16 protein-coding genes and 1 pseudogene are annotated in these 17,019 nt (G+C 38.9%); 10 read left to right on the forward strand and 7 right to left on the reverse strand.

Translation table 11 applies throughout. The features are described 5' to 3' along the window. Window positions 1-64: 64 nt before the first annotated feature. The 7 genes and pseudogenes from ISU02_RS07465 to msrA all read left to right on the forward strand — a co-directional run bounded on the left by ISU02_RS07465 (window position 65) and on the right by msrA (window position 5,522). The gene (locus ISU02_RS07465; protein WP_194701451.1) at window positions 65-412 is read left to right on the forward strand and encodes a glutaredoxin family protein; all 348 of its coding nucleotides are present in this window, start codon (window positions 65-67) and stop codon (window positions 410-412) included. Between the two features lie 47 nt (window positions 413-459). Beyond that, window positions 460-1,341: a YegS/Rv2252/BmrU family lipid kinase gene (locus ISU02_RS07470; protein WP_194701189.1), complete on the forward strand. Its 882-nt coding sequence runs from the start codon at window positions 460-462 to the stop codon at window positions 1,339-1,341. Between the two features lie 110 nt (window positions 1,342-1,451). Further along, window positions 1,452-1,868 (forward strand): bacteriohemerythrin, encoded by a 417-nt coding sequence (locus ISU02_RS07475; protein ID WP_194701190.1) that lies wholly within the window; start codon window positions 1,452-1,454, stop codon window positions 1,866-1,868. A 107-nt stretch (window positions 1,869-1,975) separates the two neighbouring features. Beyond that, window positions 1,976-2,890 (forward strand): annotated as a pseudogene (gene gnd / locus ISU02_RS07480) (phosphogluconate dehydrogenase (NAD(+)-dependent, decarboxylating)); the annotation flags it as partial. Between the two features lie 9 nt (window positions 2,891-2,899). Further along, entirely contained in the window at window positions 2,900-4,267 is a 1,368-nt protein-coding gene (gene zwf / locus ISU02_RS07485) for a glucose-6-phosphate dehydrogenase (RefSeq protein ID WP_194701192.1), read from the forward strand. Window positions 4,268-4,345: 78 nt separating this feature from the next. Then, the gene (locus tag ISU02_RS07490; RefSeq protein ID WP_194701193.1) at window positions 4,346-4,984 is read left to right on the forward strand and encodes a cyclase family protein; all 639 of its coding nucleotides are present in this window, start codon (window positions 4,346-4,348) and stop codon (window positions 4,982-4,984) included. A gap of 64 nt (window positions 4,985-5,048) precedes the next feature. Further along, entirely contained in the window at window positions 5,049-5,522 is a 474-nt protein-coding gene (msrA, locus tag ISU02_RS07495) for a peptide-methionine (S)-S-oxide reductase MsrA (protein ID WP_194701194.1), read from the forward strand. A 68-nt stretch (window positions 5,523-5,590) separates the two neighbouring features. Here msrA and ISU02_RS07500 read toward each other — a convergent pair whose 3' ends face one another. Genes ISU02_RS07500 through ISU02_RS07515 form a run of 4 tightly spaced genes read right to left on the reverse strand, consistent with a single transcriptional unit; the run spans window position 5,591 to window position 9,845 of the window. After that, the gene (locus ISU02_RS07500; protein ID WP_194701195.1) at window positions 5,591-6,637 is read right to left on the reverse strand and encodes a MupG family TIM beta-alpha barrel fold protein; all 1,047 of its coding nucleotides are present in this window, start codon (window positions 6,635-6,637) and stop codon (window positions 5,591-5,593) included. Beyond that, entirely contained in the window at window positions 6,630-8,054 is a 1,425-nt protein-coding gene (locus tag ISU02_RS07505; RefSeq protein WP_194701196.1) for a PTS transporter subunit EIIC, read from the reverse strand. The genes ISU02_RS07500 and ISU02_RS07505 overlap by 8 nt, the downstream gene beginning before the upstream one ends. Beyond that, window positions 8,047-8,973, reverse strand: coding sequence for an N-acetylmuramic acid 6-phosphate etherase (gene murQ / locus ISU02_RS07510; RefSeq protein WP_194701197.1), 927 nt, complete (start codon window positions 8,971-8,973; stop codon window positions 8,047-8,049). Before murQ ends, ISU02_RS07505 begins: the two co-directional genes overlap by 8 nt. Next, window positions 8,970-9,845, reverse strand: coding sequence for a MurR/RpiR family transcriptional regulator (locus tag ISU02_RS07515; protein WP_194701198.1), 876 nt, complete (start codon window positions 9,843-9,845; stop codon window positions 8,970-8,972). Before ISU02_RS07515 ends, murQ begins: the two co-directional genes overlap by 4 nt. Window positions 9,846-10,077: 232 nt before the next feature. Between ISU02_RS07515 and ISU02_RS07520 the strand changes: the two genes are divergently transcribed. After that, complete coding sequence (locus tag ISU02_RS07520) at window positions 10,078-10,551, forward strand: PTS sugar transporter subunit IIA (RefSeq protein ID WP_194701199.1); 474 nt, start codon at window positions 10,078-10,080, stop codon at window positions 10,549-10,551. 141 nt (window positions 10,552-10,692) lie between these two features. Here the strand turns inward: ISU02_RS07520 and sdaAA are convergent, their stop codons facing one another. After that, entirely contained in the window at window positions 10,693-11,571 is an 879-nt protein-coding gene (gene sdaAA, locus ISU02_RS07525; protein WP_194701200.1) for an L-serine ammonia-lyase, iron-sulfur-dependent, subunit alpha, read from the reverse strand. A gap of 8 nt (window positions 11,572-11,579) precedes the next feature. Beyond that, window positions 11,580-12,254: an L-serine ammonia-lyase, iron-sulfur-dependent subunit beta gene (sdaAB, locus tag ISU02_RS07530; protein ID WP_194701201.1), complete on the reverse strand. Its 675-nt coding sequence runs from the start codon at window positions 12,252-12,254 to the stop codon at window positions 11,580-11,582. A 375-nt stretch (window positions 12,255-12,629) separates the two neighbouring features. On the opposite strand from sdaAB, the gene ISU02_RS07535 reads away from it, so the two are divergent. After that, window positions 12,630-14,408, forward strand: coding sequence for a methyl-accepting chemotaxis protein (locus tag ISU02_RS07535; RefSeq protein ID WP_194701202.1), 1,779 nt, complete (start codon window positions 12,630-12,632; stop codon window positions 14,406-14,408). Between the two features lie 107 nt (window positions 14,409-14,515). Here the strand turns inward: ISU02_RS07535 and abc-f are convergent, their stop codons facing one another. Continuing rightward, window positions 14,516-16,072, reverse strand: a complete 1,557-nt coding sequence (gene abc-f, locus ISU02_RS07540; protein WP_194701203.1) for a ribosomal protection-like ABC-F family protein — start codon at window positions 16,070-16,072, stop codon at window positions 14,516-14,518. Window positions 16,073-16,212: 140 nt separating this feature from the next. Between abc-f and ISU02_RS07545 the strand changes: the two genes are divergently transcribed. Beyond that, the gene (locus ISU02_RS07545; RefSeq protein WP_194701204.1) at window positions 16,213-16,797 is read left to right on the forward strand and encodes an NUDIX hydrolase; all 585 of its coding nucleotides are present in this window, start codon (window positions 16,213-16,215) and stop codon (window positions 16,795-16,797) included. Window positions 16,798-17,019 lie beyond the last annotated feature (222 nt).

Genomic DNA, 17,019 nt, shown 5'->3' on the forward strand with positions numbered 1-17,019 from the left:
GATGGTCCACTTTTGATTTTTGGCACTCTAATGCATGAGCTATTTTAGAAAAGGAGTGAGTCGATTGAAAGAAATTATCATGTTTACCAGTAATACCTGTCCACATTGCAAATCTGCCAAAGCGTATTTAGACGAAAAAGGCTATAAGTATATAGAAAAAAATGTCCAAGTAGATCAATTTGCGAGACAAGAGATGATGGCTAGAAAAATGATGGGCGTTCCAGCTTTTATCATTGGCAATGAGAGCGTCGTCGGTTTGGATCGTTTCAAGATTGATGCCTTAATTGACTATACGGTTGAGACCTGTCCACATTGTAGCCATAGAACAAGAGTGCCTAAAGGCAAAGGCAAAGTTAAAATCACGTGTAAAAAGTGTACAAATGACTTCGTGATTCAAACTCGAAATATGTAGTATTTTATATCAGGTTTTATGTCATATTTAAGGAGACAACTGTAATTATGAAAGCATTGCTGCTATACAATCCAAGAGCGGGACTTAAAGGATTTCAAAATCAACTGGATTATATAATAGATCAGTTTCAACGACGCGATCTCTTTGTAATGCCCTATCGATTGAATCAAATCAAAAAATTAGAAACCTTTCTTCGCGGAGAAATTGAAACACAGTATGATCGTGTTATAATTGCAGGTGGTGATGGTACAATCCATCAAGTGGTGAACACGCTTCTTAAACTTAATTGGACGCGCCCTATAGCTATTTTTCCAGTTGGGACAGCAAATGACTTTGCACAAATGTTCGAAATCCCAAAAACTATAGAGGGCATGGTTGATAACGCGCTTTCTCAAAACTGGGTTGATTGCGATGTGGGCGTAGCCAACGATCAGTATTTTATCAACGTAGCCAGTTTTGGCTACTTGGTTGACATCAGTCAAAAGGTCAATGAGCAGATCAAGAATATCATTGGTGTTTTGGCCTATTATCTAAAAGGCATTGAGGAGTTTCCAAAATTAAAACCGTTTGATGTGACCATCTTCACAGATGAAATGGTATATGAAGAACCCATCTATTTTGCGTTGATCATGAATGGCAAGTCAGCGGGTGGTTTTAGAAAAATTTCGCCAACATCGAGGATAGATGATGGCGTTCTGGATGTTTTGCTCTTCAAAAAATGCCCTGTTCTTGAAATAATGCCACTTTTGATTCAGGTTTGGAACGGGGAGCATCCTGAAAGTCCCTATATCGAATATTTTTCGACCGAACGGCTGAAAATTATGTGTGATGAATCCATATGTTCAGACTTGGATGGAGAAGCGGGAGTCAACTTTCCAATGGAAATAAGCATTCAATCAAAACGCTTGCAGATCATTACTACGATTTAACAAAAAGTTTATATTTCCGCTATGGAATACACCACTTATATAAGTTATGATTTAATGCATAAAGAATAGAGAGAACCTTGCTTGTCAAGGAGAGAAAGCGGAGGTATTTTATGCTTGTATGGAAAAAAGAATTCGAATTTGGAATCCCGGCAATAGATGATCAGCATAAGCGTTTGATTGAAATTGGCGGCAGTATGTTCGAACTCGTAAACGATGATACTCGAGATGATTATTTTGATGAAATCGTTGCGATGCTAAAAGAGCTTGAAAATTACACGGTTAATCACTTTAGAGATGAAGAGGCCCTGTTTGATGCAGTGGGGTACGTGGGTTCGATGGCACATAAGTTTGAGCACAAGATATTTGTCAAGAAATTAGAAACCTTTATGTCTGATTTAGATGCAGTGGATTCTAATCAAAAGGAGACTTTACTGAATCTCTTGAATTTTATTGCGGACTGGCTTGTGCTACACATTGTGAAAACAGATCGTGAGTATGTGCCTTTGTTGTTGGCCGCTCAAAAATAAGCTGTAAAAGGGGGATGCAATAATTAACTTTCGGGTTTCTTATTAAAGACTCCTTTTTTTCTTTTTAAATCACAATAATTGGGTAATAAGTACTTAAACGAAATTTAGAAAAGAGGGATGATATGAAAATAGGTTTAATAGGACTCGGTAAAATGGGATATGCACTTGCTCTGAATATGAGGGACCAAGGCGTGGATGTCCATGTTTACAATCGTTCAAAGGAGAAAGTGGATCACATTAAAGAGGAGGGCATTCAGGGCTTTTACGATCTAAAGACACTGGTATCACACTTAGATGAGTCCAGAAAGGTGATCTGGCTTATGGTGTCAGCAGGAGAAACAGTGGATGCGTTAATTGACGAACTCATCCCTATGCTCAAGCAGTCGGACATCATTATTGATGGCGGCAATTCCAATTATAAAGACACTCAGAGACGTTACGCAAAATTAAATGAACTGGGCATCGATTATGTGGATGTCGGCACAAGCGGCGGCATTTCTGGTGCACGCTATGGCGCTTGTCTCATGGCAGGTGGCGACCCAGAGCCGGTGGAATATATCAGCGACATTTTGCAAAAGATTTCAGTTAAGGATGGCTACGGCTATTTTGGTGCTTCAGGGAGTGGACACTACGTCAAGATGGTTCATAACGGCATCGAATATGGCATGATGCAGGCTATAGGTGAAGGCTTTGACATACTAAAGGCTTCTGAGTATGATCTTGATTTTGAATTGACTTCAAAAGTGTGGAGCAATGGTTCCATTATTGAGGGACTTCTGATGAAATTAATGCATAAGGCCTTTATGGAAAGCGAGACACTAGAAGGCATTAAAGGCATTGTAGATGCCTCTGGAGAAGCAGATTGGACGGTTGAAGAAGCACTGAGATTAAAAGTATCTGCCCCAGTGATTACGCAGTCGCTATTTACAAGATTCAAATCAAAAGATGACGATCGATTTAGTGAAAAATCAATTGCAGCACTTAGAAATCAGTTCGGTGGACATAAAATATATAAAGAATAGGGTGGTCAAATGATTTTTACAATATTTGGGGCAACCGGGGACTTAACAACAAAAAAATTGATGCCGGCACTTTATAAACTACACGAAGATGATCAGATGCCCACTCATTTTTTAGTCAACTTGATTGGCAGGCAGATTTACGAAGAAGAGGCCTTTATAGAGCATATAAGGGCACAAATAGAAGGCAATTATCCAAATTGGGATGAATTTAAAACACATCTTCGCTATATCCAAATGGATTTTACGGACCCTGATGCCTATGTTGCATTTGCAGAGCATATGATGTCTGTAGCAGGTTATGAATCGCAAGAGCGCATCTATTATTTGGCCACAGCACCTCGGTTTTTTCCTATGATTGCAAGTGCACTTGTTGGCAATGGCCTTGTGGTTAAGGGCAATATGAGAGATAAGATCATTTTTGAGAAACCCTTTGGAGAGAATCTTGAAACGGCGAAGTCTTATAATCAACTGCTTTTAGGGTTGATAGAAGAGAGTCAAATCTACCGTATAGACCACTATTTGGGCAAAGAAATGCTTCAGAATGTCTTGATGGTGAGGTTTGCAAATAAAATATTTGAAAGCATTTGGGATAGTGAGAATATAGAACATATCACAATATATGCTTTTGAAAAAGAAACAGTTAAGCAAAGAGGTGGATACTACGATCGCTCAGGTGCGCTTCGAGACATGGTCCAAAATCATCTATTTCAGACATTGGCGCTGGTCGCAATGGATTCTCCAAATGGTCTCAATGATAGATTGATCAAGGATGAAAAGGTTAAAGTGCTTGAAAAATTAGAGTTTTCAAGTCCTATGATCTTTGGTCAATATAAAGGCTATCTCTCTGAAAAAGGCATTCCAAGCGATTCAAAAACAGAAACCTTTGTGGGCCTAAAAATGTTCGTCAATTCCCGCAGATGGTCAAGAACACCGTTTTATCTCGTAACAGGTAAAAAAATGAAAGATAAACGAGCAGCGGTGGTAATCACTTTTAAAGAATCTAATTGCTTTTTTGAGAGTGGGCAACCCGCGAAGAATACGCTTACGATAGAGATTGCCCCCAGAGAAGGACTGGCACTTACTTTTAATGGTAAAGCGCCGGGTCTTCAGTCTTATGTGATGCCTATGAAAATGGACTATTGTCATCTTTGCAATGTCGTTGGGAATACGCCAGAAGCTTATGAAAAATTGATATTGGATGTTATTCACGACGATGCGTCACTCTTCACGAGATGGGATGAAATTGAAAGCTCTTGGAAGATCATCGATCAACTGGAGCAGCTTAAGACCTATGAGCCCTTATATCAATATGAAGATGAATCAGAGATGTTGGCAAAATTAAAGTCTGAGTGGGGTGACTTTTTAACTTACTTATAAAATTAAACGCGTGTGCAGGTGGCAATTGACCTTACAGCATGAATGAGGTTTAACTTTACCTGACAGAAAGGAATTCTAATGAAAATAAATAAATGGCTGGATGTCACCATGACAATAGAACCTAATATGATGGTCTATAAAAATTTAGAAGCCAAAAAACCAACGATTATCACAAGAGCAAATTATGAGACGCATGAACATTACGAAAGCAGTATTTCTATGGATATGCATACGGGGACACATATTGACATGCCCCTTCATATGATCAAGGATGGGGAAACATCAGATACTTTTAGTTTAGATTATGTAAATGGCAAATGCTTTGTGATTGATCTGACTCAGATTGAAGAAAATCATATTGAAAAGGCCCACTTAGAGCCTTATGAAGCGCAAATCAATGCAGGGGAAATTGTCATATTGAAAACAAAGAATTGCCTTAAAGATGAATTCGACTTTGACTTTGTGTTCTTGGCGGAAAGTGGTGCACAATATCTGTTGGAACAAGGCGTTAAATCTGTTGGGATCGATGCACTAGGCATTGAAAGAAGCCAGCCAGAGCATCCAACACATAAAATTCTTCTTGGCAATCACATCTATATCATTGAAGGTCTTGCATTAAAAGCAATAGAAGAAGGACCTTATAAGTTGTTGTGCTTGCCTATAAAAATAGCAAATGTTGAAGGCCTACCTGCAAGAGCTCTACTAAAACCGCTATAAAAACATTGAGATAAAAATATTTAAATCTGAAATACGAATTTTAGTTCTATTAGAGGAGATTGAAATGAAGAGAATTGTATTAGCAGGAGGCTGCTTTTGGGGTATGGAAGCTTATTTTGAACGTCTTAATGGCGTGGTAAAAACAGAGGTGGGCTATGCCAATGGAGATACAAAAGAACCCACCTATAAAGAAGTTTGCAGCAATACCACAGGACATGCAGAAGTTTTAGATATAAATTATGATCCTGAGCGCATAAGCTTAGAGACTTTGCTCATGCATTTTTGGAAAGTTATTGATCCCACACTTTTAAATCGACAAGGCGGCGATGTTGGTTCGCAATACAGAACAGGTATTTACTTCGTCGATGAAGCAGATGTGCCAACGATTGAACGTTCTAGAGATGAAGAGCAGAAAAAATACGAGAAACCAATTGTGACAGAAGTGTTACCACTGGACTATTATTATCCAGCAGAGACATACCATCAGATGTATTTAAAGAAAAATCCAGGTGGCTATTGTCATATTAAGCTCGACTAGAAATGTGAGTAAAGGCGTAGACAATCCCATAAGCATTGGGGTGTGCTACGCCTTTTAGTCTTTTAAAATTACAATTTGTGCAGTTTAATTTTAGTGCCATTGGGAAGTGCCTCTAAAAGAACATGATATGCTTCAGGGACTTTTCCAATGACGTTGACACGTTCATCACTGGGAAAGTTGGCTTTTGTCAGCTGAATTTCGCCAGAATAGCGTTTGTACTTTATATTGTCAATGGTCAAGGTTCCCTTATGCCGATCTTGACAATTGTACGGTGGAATCGTCATACCTTGAGTGGCGTATGCTCTGGACTCTTTAAATCGAATAAGAGTAGAAGGCGAGTCCGAACGGATGGTAAAAATGGTATTGTCAAGATGATTATAATTTGCATCAAGGACAATGGGAATGGAATAGACCTGATCAACGCATGCTTCATGAATCCAATCTGATTGCTGATCTGAAATCGTGCCATCGCCCACAAAGACCCACTCTACTTTATGTGTAAGCGACATACTTACAAATGCGGCATAGGGTGTTAGATTTCTATGGTACTCAAGTGTTGGCAGGCCTTCAAATAGCGGTCCTCTCTTGATCAGATCTCCAGGAATAAACGCTATTGCCTTGATGCCGAAAGCATTTAGGATGAGGTTTTTTTTATGAAATTGCTGAACATCTAGGCCCGTTTCCGGCCTAGGATAATAGTTGTGCATGGCATAAAATTGCTGCGGTAGACCATGAAGCACTTGTAGCCAATCTTCTTGAAGGGTGGATGCATTTAAACAAATGGAAACAGATTTAGAAGCTTCTACGATTGCTTCAAGTGTAAAGCCATAATCCACACGAATAATCTGTAAATTAAGGGATTCACTGAGTTCTTTCAAAGAGTGACATCCGAAAATCGTCAAGGTCCGTGGGGATACATCTGCCATTATTTTATAGCCTAAAGAGGTACAATAACTCAACATTTCAAGAACGTTTTCTGTGTAATCATCACAGAATTCTTCTGCTATGTGCAACGAAGTAAAAATAGTGCTCCCTTCTCTAAAAAGAGAAGAGAGCTGATTTTTTTGTTGCTGCCATGTGGTGGGAAAGATGGCATATCCAATTTGTTTAAACATTTGCAACATCCTCATCCTTGATGACAAAATAAGTGATTACAAAACCGCCAATATAAGAGATGACGAGACCGAGGAAGAAATTCAACATGCTTTCTGGTTTCATAATTGGAATTGCCACGAGTCCAGAAGGCCCCCATGCGTTTGCCAATACTTTTGTAAGCATAATGTATGCACCACCAAATCCAGCCCCAAGTCCTGCTGTGAAGAAGGGTTTGAAGAGTGGCAACGTAACACCGTAAATCAAAGGTTCTCCAACGCCTAAGAAGCCAGCAGGCAATGCACCTGCAATGACCTTTTGAATATTTTTATTGTCAACACGTTTGGCAATTAGGAATATTGCAATTGCAGCGCCCACTTGACCTGCGCCTGCCATTGCAAGCACTGGGAATAGAGATACACCCCCCATTGTTTCAAGTTGAATTGCATAAATAGGAATTAGACCGTGATGTAGTCCAAGAAGTACCATTGGTAAGAATAATGCCGACAATACATAGCCGCTGATAACGCTGACAATAGGATTTGCAGAGTCGATAATGACACTGAGACCTGAAACCAAAAGGTCAGAGGCAAACCCTGTCACAGGCATGATCACAAGAACAAAAATGAGTGCGGTAATAAAAAGTGATAAAAAAGGTGTCAAAATAAGATCGAGGACATCCGGTACGCGCTTTCGAATTGCTTTTTCAATTTTAGATAAAATCCAAACCCCTAAGATTACCCCCATGATACCGCCTTTACCCGTTGTTAGAATGGAGTTTAGCGGTACTTCTGCATTATATAAGCCAAAAATAGTTGAAATTGCAACAATATTTCCGCCTATTGAAATAGCGCCAATCATTCCCCCCATACCTTCGGTAGCGCCAAATTGTTTTGCAGAGTTGATACCCGTATAAATGGCGAAATAGCCTAAGAAACCACTGCCAATTAGAGAAAAAATCAATTGCAATACTTTCCAGAAGCCGTCACTTGCAAGAACCTGTTGACCTTGAAGTGTGGAGATGAGCGATGAAAAGCCGTTAAAAAGTCCGGCAGCAATAATGGCTGGAATAAGAGGAATAAAAATCTCTGCAATGGTCCTGATCGCTTTTTTTACAGGATGTTCTTTTTGGAGTGCCTTCATTGCAGCTTTATTGTCTTGCCAATTGCCCAAGCTGTCATTCACCTTTGTGAGACCGAGTTCATCTGTACAGATATCTGCCACTTTTTTTGCTTTACCGGGCCCCAATACAATTTGATAGGCGTTGTTTTCTTTGACAAGACCTAAAACACCTTCCGTTGTTTTGATCTCCGCTTCCTTCACACGCGAGGGATCTTTTACTGTAATTCTCAGACGCGTCATGCAATTTGTGGCTTTGAGGACATTGTCTTTACTACCGATGAGTTCTACTAATTTTTTTGCAAGTTCGGTGTTATTCATGTTTTTCCTCCTTTAGTGAATAGTTACCTTCTAATGCATTTCGAATATGCCCATTTGATTTTTCTAATAAGTTTTGGGCTTCTTCAAAAGAACATTGAAGGAGAATCATAGTGATGGCAATTTTTACACTGCCTTTTGACTTTTCTAGTGTGCTCTGGGCTTGACTGCGTGAGCATTGGGTGGCATCTATAACGATGTTCTCTGCACGTGTAACCAGTTTGGCATTGGTTTGCATCACATCGACCATGAGATTCTGATAGACTTTTCCGATGCCAATCATGGCTCCTGTGGAAATCATATTGAGAATCATTTTTTGAGCCGTTCCAGCTTTTAGTCGAGTGGACCCTGTAAGCACTTCTGGTCCAGTGACAGGTTCTATGGCTATATCAGCTTCCTTACTCATTTCGGAGTTTTTATTACAGGCAATGATTGCTGTTTTGCAACCCATTTTTTTTGCATACTTTAGAGCATAGATGACATAAGGGGTTCTACCACTAGCAGCAATGCCAATCACAATATCATTTGCGGTTAAGGCAATTTTCTTTAAATCGTCCTCTCCCAGCGTAGTACTGTCTTCGGCACCTTCAACTGCTGTAATAAAAGCACTTTCGCCTCCAGCAATTAGACCTACAACTCTCTCGGGAGAAATGCCAAATGTTGGAGGACATTCTACAGCATCCAACAACCCCAACCGTCCGCTGGTACCTGCACCAATATAGATGATCCTACCTTGATGCTTTAAAGCATATGTGCACCATTCAATAAGTGTAGAAACTTCTGGGAGCACTTCTTGAACAGCTTCAATAATGTGACGATCTTCCTTATTCATGAGGGTTGCAATCTCGATAGGGGTCATATGATCTAGTGTCATTGTTCTTGGGTTTCTTGTTTCTGTAGTGAGTTTTTTTAAATCTATCAAAATATTTTCCTCCTGTTGTCACTCTCTTCGTGTGCTGTTTTATCAATATGTGTTTTTTCGAATTGCTTTACACTCAATTCATATTCTTTGTTGATAAATGCGGTATAAAGTATATCTATAATGTTTAATTGAGCAATTCGCGAAGACATGGCGCCACTGCGAAAGATAAATTCTGTAGCAGCCACACTCAAGGTATAATCTGCTAGTCGAGATAGGGGATTGTCTTCAAATCGTGTTATGGCAATTACGGGAGAACCATTATCTTTAGCGATCTCCACACAGCGCAATACTTCTTCCGTCAGACCAGAATAGCTGATTGCAATAGCGATATCATCCTGAGTCATATTTTTTGACTGTAAAAGTTGTGCATGCCAATCTTCACTGAGGTTGCAGGGTTTGTTAATTCTTAAAAACTTTAGATAAGCATCTTTTGCAACTAAAAGTGAAGACCCCATACCGAAAAGACAAATTGTTCTAGCGTTGATTAATAGATCAATACATTGTTGCAAGGTGTTAAGGTCTATGAGTTTACGCGTATTCTCTAAAGAAATGATATTTTTATAGGTCACTTTATCTAATATGGTTTCAAGAGCGTCATCCTTGCTGATTTCTTTGCCCTTTTCATCAGAAGTTGATTGCCTCAAGGCCAATTCATAAACTAGAGATGTATGCAATTCCCTATACCCCTTGAACCCTAATTTTTGGCATAGCCTAATGATCGTTGAAGCGGAGGCATAAGATTCGCTTGCAAGCGCGTGAATACTGTAGTTAGAAACAGCTTCTGGATTTTCAATTAAAATTTTAATAACGGATTTTTCGGCACCACTTGCCTGATTTCTATATTCTTGTAGTCGTACTAAAACACTTTTCATTGGAGGCCTCCTTTGAATCATGTACGTGAATCAGTACATGATTTCAGTATAATCTGATGGTATTAAGTTGTAAATAGATGCGCATTTTAATAAAATAAAATTTCATACAATGACTTTTTATATGCCAATTTATCAGAAATCTTGGATGATAAATTGACATTTGTATATGGCTGTCCAAATTTATTAATGATACAATCAAGTCAATGATGCATTGAAAGAGAGGTATTCGCATATGTTTGGTTTTAATAAAAGGACATGTATTCATTTTTTACCGGTTGCAAAGGGCAAGACGATTCGTCTTGAGGAAGTCCCAGATGCTGTTTTTTCGCAGAAGATGCTGGGTGATGGGTATGCTGTAATTCCAAGTGAAGGCGTGATTTCAGCACCAGTATCTGGTACGATAGTTCAAGTGTTTCCAACATTACATGCAATCGGCATTGAAACAAAAGAGGGCTTGGAAGTTTTAGTCCATATCGGTCTGAATACGGTGACGTTGAAAGGGGAAGGATTCTCGCAGTTATGTGAAGTGGGCAAAAAGATCAAAGCAGGTGATCCCTTAGTCAGAGTCGATTTAGCATTGTTAAAAGAAAAAAATATTTCAGAGATTACGCCTGTTTTGATCACCAATATGGAAAAAGTAAAATCTGTCAAAATATTTGAAGGAGAACACGTAAAGATAAGCGCTGAAGTTAATTTGGTTAAGTAAACAAATCCGGCTCTAGTATTCTTTAAATTTTTGTCTTTAATTTATAAAATTATGTTCTTAAAAAGAGGGCTTCTTAGCAAATAAACACAAAAAATCATCTCAATTCATGAACGGAGATGATTTTTGATGGTTTATCTCATTTTATTTTGAAAACAAATCCGTCGCAATTTGAATACCGGTCTTAGTCGTCGCAAGTCCGCCTAAGGCCGTTTCCCGAAGTGAAGAAGGCATGGATTTGCCCACGCGATACATGGCGTCCACAACTTCGTCGAATGGAATGATGCTCTTAATTTCTGCAAGAGACATTTCAGCGCAGAGCAGAGCGTTAGCAGCCCCAATGGCATTGCGTTTGGCACAAGGACTTTCAACTAATCCTGCAATGGGGTCGCAGACGAGTCCAAGAAGATTCTTAAAGCACATTGCAGAAGCATTGAAGACTTGTTCTACACTGCCTCCCATCATGTGAACAACGGCAGCAGATGCCATGGCAGATGCTGTGCCCACTTCTGCTTGACAACCTCCTTCTGCACCAGAGATCGTCGCGTTTCTAGCGACAATGCTCCCCACCATATTCGCAGCGAGAAGGCCCTTAATAAGTTGCGCTTCTGTGAGATCAAAGCGTTCTTTTGCAGTGACTAGTACAGCAGGTAATACGCCACATGAACCCGCTGTGGGTGAAGCGACGACTTTGCCCATGGAAGCGTTCACTTCCATAGTACCTAGAGCGTAAGCAGCAGCCTTGGCAATGGTTTCGCCACAGACAGTCTTTTGGGATTCATATCGCTTTTTCAGTTGAATGCTATCATTGCCTATGATTTTACCGTGAATATGATTGTCCACATCGTTAATGCCTGAAGCTACGGCATTTTCCATAACTTTTAAGACCGATTTAAGATAGCTTTCAATATATTCTGGCGTCTTTTCAGTTTTTTTGGTTTCATAGGCCAGTGCAAGAGCATCCAAGCTGACACTACTTTTGTGACAATAATCTATAATGTCTAAAGCACTTGTTAGTTTCATACGCCCTCCTATTCATATATTTTTTGAATGACATTTACCGAGATCATACCATCAATTTGGGTGAGTTCATCCACGACATTTTTGGGAATTCTTTCATCTGCTTCTATGATGCCAATGGCCTTTTGGCCTTTTTCTTCTCGATAGAGTTTCATGAAAGCAATGTTAATGCGGTTTTGAGAAAGTATAGTGGATATCTTGGCGAGCATGCCTGAACTGTCTTTGTGATGCGTCACAAGCGTATTGAACTCACCTGTAAAGTGGACATCAATACCGTTGATTGACTTGATGATCATCTTGCCACCACCTATTGAAATACCTGTAATTTCCCAGGTCTCTAGCAAGTTGGTCTTTGCATGTATTAAAACGGTATTAGGGTGTTCAGAATCGTCATCCGAAGAGATAAACTCATATTTTAATGTTCTATTTTCTGCAATCTTAAAGGCATCTACAAGGCGCTCATCATCAGGTTTAAATCCTAAAATGCCACCCAGTAAAGCCACATCTGTACCATGACCTTTATAGGTTTTAGAGAACGAACCATAGAGCACAAAACGAACTTCCACAATTGGAGACTTGATGATCTTTTGTGCAGCATATCCGATTCGACAGGCGCCGGCAGTGTGCGAACTCGAAGGCCCAATCATAATGGGGCCGATAATATCAAAAATATTATAATCTTTCACTGAAAACCTCCAATAGTTTTTTAAATATTTCTCTTTGTTAATAATTAAATCTATAATAACAAAAAAAATATATAAATGCGATATAGATTGTATAAATATTCTTTGATCATAGAATTTGAATTGGAAGAGCATGTTGACCATTGCTTGGATAATGAGACAATAGCGGGTAAATTCAATCCTGTTTTGTACTGATGGCTTCGAGCCTGAAAAATACATGAATATAAAAAAAGCTATGCTGACAGTATCGAACCCCTTTTTTTCTTCATGAACGGGCGTTATAAAAAATTTGATTATATGGGGTTGTAGAGGTTATAATATCTAAATAGAAAGTATTATTTGAATAAATAAACGGGGTGTGGATACTAGGAGGGCAATATGAAAAAGATAAGAACGAAATTGATTTTGATGGTTTTAATTAATATGTTGCTTATAGCCGCAATTGTTGGTGCAACGGCAGTTTATTTTATTCATTCAAGTAATATAAGTCGATTAAATCAACTTGAAGGTAAATTGAGAGAAAACTATGATCTGAATATCAAGAGTCAAGTTGAAATTATTGTTTCTGAGTTAAACGGGATACAAAAGCAGATCAGTGAGAAAAAGATTACATTGGCTGAGGGACAAGAGATTGCAGCAGATGTGATTCGAAACGCTCAATATGGTGAAAATGGTTACTTTTGGGCAGATACAGTAGATGGCGTAAATGTCGTCTTGCTGGGGAAAAAAGATGTTGAGGGCAGCAATAGACTTGACCTTGAGGACAAACTGGGGAATAAAATTGTTCAGCAGATGATCCAAATAGCCACATCAAATGGTGAAGGTTTTTATGACTACTATTTCCCAAAACCAGGTGAGACAGAGGCACTTCCTAAGCGTGCATTTGTGAAATTATACGAACCTTTCAATTGGGTTATTGGCACAGGTAATTATATAGATGATATTGATGTCTTTGTTGTTAAAGAAAAAGGGATTGTTACAGAAGATGTCAGTCGCATTATTTTATTACTCAGCACCTTTATCATCGGTGGATTGGGTATTGGATTTCTCGTTTCTTTTGTCATGAGCAATTCCATATCAAAACCTATTTTGTTGCTGGCGGAACTTGTGGATAAGACGGCCAATCTCAATATTAAAGATGATACAGGGTATGACCACTTGGTAGAGTATAAAGACGAACGCGGTGTCATCGCACGTTCTATAGCCAATTTAAGAGCGGTTCTTAGAGATTTGGTTAAAGAAATGAATGCGGATTCCATACGGTTGACAGGTGCATACAATGAGCTCAGTGGGATTGTGACACAAGGACGAGAAGGGATTGATGCGGTGACGCAAACTGTAGCAGACTTTGCAAAGGGTGCCAATGAGCAGGCGGAGGATGCACAGGAAGCGGCAATTAATATGGATAGTCTTGCAAATGAGATCAATCAAAGCGTTAGGAGTGCTGAACAACTCAGAAGCTATACCGGTGAAGTTACAGAAAATAACGCTTCTGGTGTTAAACTCATCAGAGAACTCGATGAAAAGTTTAAGGGCACGAAAGAGGCCAATGCCAGTTTGAATGAAAATGTAGGCACACTGACTGTAAAATCGTCTTCTATTGTTCAAATTACCAACACCATTCAACAAATTGCAGAGCAGACTAATTTATTGGCATTGAATGCAGCTATTGAGGCAGCAAGAGCAGGCGAAGCAGGTAGAGGTTTCGCAGTTGTGGCAGATGAGATTCGTAAATTGGCAGAGGAAACTTCTAAATCCACTTTGCAAATTGATCAAATTATCCAGGAAATTCTTGGCGAAATTGATGAAACTGAAATCAATATGCAAAATGCAAATCAAGCGGTTGAAATTTCAGGAGAAGTACTTCAAAAGGTACAGTTCTCATTTGATGCAATTGAAAAATCCATGGTGGACACTATTCTGCAATTGGATAATATCACAAAAAATGTCCATAACGTCGATCAAAACAAGGATAGGGCAATTGAATCCATCAACGGGATATCGGCCGTTACAGAAGAGAATGCCGCGGCCTCTGAGGAAATCTACGCAACGATGGATACTCAGGCAGAACTTATGCGACATATTCAAGATAATGCATCAGAGGTGGGTAAGATTGCAGGCATACTGACAGAAATTATTAGTCGATTTAATGTATAGTTTAAGGGTTAAAATCTAGGTTTTGAGCATCTTTTAAAGCACGATGATTTCAAATTAAAAAGCACACTTACTGCAGCAATAAAATGCGCATGAGTGTGCTTTTGATATTATACAATTTTAGTAGTCCATTCTTCCAAATTCCAGACATCTGTAACAATATCTCTATAGAATTCGGGTTCATGGCTGATGAGTAATACAGAACCTTTGTAAGCTTGCAATGCTCGTTTAAGCTCTGCCTTTGCATCTACATCCAGATGGTTTGTAGGCTCATCCAAGATGAGAAAGTTAGTTTCACGATTAATCAATTTGCAAAGTCTTACTTTAGCTTGTTCACCACCGCTTAGGACAACGACTTTACTTTCAATGTGCTGATTGGTTAAACCACATTTTGCAAGTGCTGCTCTGACCTCGTATTGCGTAAATGCAGGGAAGGACTCCCAGACTTCTTCAATACAAGTTTTATAATTGGCATCCTTGATTTCTTGTTCAAAGTAACCAATATGAAGAAATTCGCCAAGATCGACTTGCCCTGAAAGCCCTTTGATTTCACCAATAATGCTCTTGAGTAAGGTGGTCTTCCCCAGACCGTTGGCACCAGTAATGGCTATTTTCTGTCCTCTTTCCATTAAAAGATTCAATGGGCTACATAGAGGTTCGTCATAACCAATCACAAGATCAGTGACTTTAAAAAGCATTTTACCACTGGTACGTGCCATTTTAAAGTTGAATTCAGGTTTTGGTTTTTCTTTGGCAAGTTCAATGACGTCCATTTTATCTAATTTTTTCTGTCTTGACATGGCCATATTTCTGGTAGAGACACGTGCTTTATTTCGAGCTACAAAATCCTCAAGATCTGAAATTTCTTGTTGCTGTTGCTTATAGGCAGATTCGAGTTGTTTCTTTTTGGCCTCATAAATGCGCATATAGTTGTCGTAGTCGCCAACATAGCGATTGAGGGCCTTGTTATCCATATGATAAACTAAGTTGATCACACTGTTTAAAAATGGAATATCATGTGAAATTAAGATAAAGGCATTTTCATATTCTTGAAGGTAGCGTTTAAGCCATTCAATATGCTCTTCATCAAGATAGTTTGTAGGCTCATCCAGCAACAAGATATCTGGTTTCTCAAGCAACAATTTGGCCAGAAGTATTTTAGTGCGCTGTCCACCGCTTAAGCTCTCCACAGGTTTATCTAAGCCGACATCCAGAAGCCCAAGACCTCTGGCGATTTCGTTTACTTTTGCATCGATTACATAAAAATCGTTGTGATTTAAAATATCTTGAATCGTGCCGACTTCTTCCATGAGCTGATTGAGTTCTTCTTCATCGACCTCGCCCATTTTCATATACATATCATTCATTTCCGCTTCTAGATCAAAAAGATATTTGAAAGCGCTGTCCAATACATTTTTAATGGTCATGTTTTTTTCAAGAACCGTATGCTGATCTAAATAACCGACTCTAACACGTTTAGACCATTCAATCGTCCCTTCGTCAGGTTCAAGTTTATGGGTGATAATATTCATAAAAGTGGATTTACCTTCACCGTTGGCGCCAATGAGGCCGATATGCTCCCCCATTAAGAGTCTAAAAGATACATTATTAAAGATTGCTCGATCGCCAAAGCCGTGGCTCAAGTTCTTTACTGTTAAAATACTCATATAAAATCCTTTCTTTAAGTCCCAATAGTCCTTTGATATTATATAATAAAAGATGTTAAAAAAGCAAAAATAATTTTTAATATGTTTAATCAGTATAGAATAACTCGAAGATAGAAGATGTAAAGAGAGGATAGATTCACATGAAGGTAAAAAAGATAACAGAATTGGACTCATTGAAATACTTAAAGGGCTATGGCATTGACTATATCACGAAAGAAGGCAATTCTGCATATTGGGAACTTGTCTCTAGAGCTGGGATTGAACGTCTTGAATCAGAAATATTTCAAGGGAAAGTCTATACGGATGGGGCCATGATCGTGGCATCTGACAAGGCAAGAGAGCATCTCGTTATGATCAGAGAATACAGAGTATCTGCTGGGAAATATCTATATATGTTTCCAGCGGGCCTCATAGACGATGGAGAACAAATTGAGCAGGCTAGTATTCGGGAATTTAAAGAAGAAACAGGCCTTACATTCAGCCCTGTGAGTATTTCAACACCGAGGTATGTATCCGTTGGGATCGTGAATGAGCGTGTCAATGTCGCCTATGGTTACTATTCTGGGACTGCTAGTACGGCATATCAAACTGAGCATGAAGAGGCTGAAATTATCTTTGTAGACCGTGAAAAAGCAAATCAAATTTTAGAACATGAAGAAATCAGCATACGATCGGCGTTGATATTAGAGCATTTTTTTAAATTAAATGTCTTTATTGACGGTTAGAATTATGTTTTTAAAATGTAAACAAATTAAAAAGACATGGATTGGCAGCAAGAAGTGTGATATAATGACTTGTTGATGAAATCACCTGATTTCGCAACCCGTTGATAATACGTAAATGATTATTAAAGATGTGCGAATGCGCATCTTTTAACCATTTTGTTAGCAGAAAATCTTTCTGGATCGTAAGGCATCCAGAATTCTGTGGATGTAAGATTGAGAAAG

This window comes from Fusibacter ferrireducens, from assembly GCF_015352425.1.
Lineage (GTDB): Bacteria > Bacillota > Clostridia > Peptostreptococcales > Acidaminobacteraceae > Fusibacter_A > Fusibacter_A ferrireducens.

Bases quoted from the DNA above. Each gene is read 5' to 3' on its own strand.
- ISU02_RS07470 (WP_194701189.1), top strand. From the start codon at position 460: ATGAAAGCATTGCTGCTATACAATCCAAGAGCGGGACTTAAAGGATTT.
- ISU02_RS07475 (WP_194701190.1), top strand. From the start codon at position 1,452: ATGCTTGTATGGAAAAAAGAATTCGAATTTGGAATCCCGGCAATAGAT.
- zwf (WP_194701192.1), top strand. From the start codon at position 2,900: ATGATTTTTACAATATTTGGGGCAACCGGGGACTTAACAACAAAAAAA.
- ISU02_RS07490 (WP_194701193.1), top strand. From the start codon at position 4,346: ATGAAAATAAATAAATGGCTGGATGTCACCATGACAATAGAACCTAAT.
- msrA (WP_194701194.1), top strand. From the start codon at position 5,049: ATGAAGAGAATTGTATTAGCAGGAGGCTGCTTTTGGGGTATGGAAGCT.
- ISU02_RS07500 (WP_194701195.1), bottom strand. From the start codon at position 6,637: ATGTTTAAACAAATTGGATATGCCATCTTTCCCACCACATGGCAGCAA.
- ISU02_RS07505 (WP_194701196.1), bottom strand. From the start codon at position 8,054: ATGAATAACACCGAACTTGCAAAAAAATTAGTAGAACTCATCGGTAGT.
- ISU02_RS07515 (WP_194701198.1), bottom strand. From the start codon at position 9,845: ATGAAAAGTGTTTTAGTACGACTACAAGAATATAGAAATCAGGCAAGT.
- ISU02_RS07520 (WP_194701199.1), top strand. From the start codon at position 10,078: ATGTTTGGTTTTAATAAAAGGACATGTATTCATTTTTTACCGGTTGCA.
- sdaAA (WP_194701200.1), bottom strand. From the start codon at position 11,571: ATGAAACTAACAAGTGCTTTAGACATTATAGATTATTGTCACAAAAGT.
- ISU02_RS07535 (WP_194701202.1), top strand. From the start codon at position 12,630: ATGAAAAAGATAAGAACGAAATTGATTTTGATGGTTTTAATTAATATG.
- abc-f (WP_194701203.1), bottom strand. From the start codon at position 16,072: ATGAGTATTTTAACAGTAAAGAACTTGAGCCACGGCTTTGGCGATCGA.
- ISU02_RS07545 (WP_194701204.1), top strand. From the start codon at position 16,213: ATGAAGGTAAAAAAGATAACAGAATTGGACTCATTGAAATACTTAAAG.